The sequence below is a fragment of the Arenibacter sp. S6351L genome (assembly GCF_023016025.1).
GTDB lineage: Bacteria > Bacteroidota > Bacteroidia > Flavobacteriales > Flavobacteriaceae > Arenibacter > Arenibacter algicola_B.
The window spans coordinates 1-481 of sequence record NZ_JALKBB010000111.1; the positions used below are offsets into that span (position 1 = coordinate 1).

The 481-nt window shown below is 31.8% G+C and carries 1 protein-coding gene; it reads right to left on the reverse strand.

The window, feature by feature from the left end; all coding sequences use genetic code 11:
* Positions 1–163: 163 nt before the first annotated feature.
* Positions 164–418 carry a transposase gene (locus tag MWU82_RS24125; protein WP_247098316.1) on the reverse strand — a complete coding sequence of 85 codons (255 nt, stop codon included), beginning with the start codon at positions 416–418 and terminating at the stop codon, positions 164–166.
* Positions 419–481 lie beyond the last annotated feature (63 nt).

Consider the following 481-nt stretch of genomic DNA (forward strand, 5'->3'; position numbering starts at 1 on the left):
GTTTTAAGATGCTTAAAACATAACTTGCTATCTTCTCAGAAGATAATAATATTCAATTCCTTTTTAATGATTTATTAATTAAAACGGTTGGTTCAAATTTGTTTCTAATCAAAAACGTAAATAAGGATCATGCCTAATTTCGGATCAAGAACAATTGTTGTGTTTATGCAAATATTGTGGTTAATCTATAAAGGAAGAATTCTACGTTTTTGACTCCTCTGAATTGCGCTCTAAAAGCTTTTATTTTTGCATTGAATGATTCCGCCGATGCATTTGTACTCCTGTTTATAAAATAGTTCAGGATCGACCTATAATTGAGCGATATCGTATTAGCAATAGTATTGAAGGCCCTAAAGCCTGTGTTCTCTACGTCTTTGTACCAATGTGGGATCAAGTCCAAAAGTTGGGTTTTTACCATTTTAAGAATATAATTTAATCAAGCGATATAAGAAGTATTCCGTATTCCTGACTCCCCTAAATT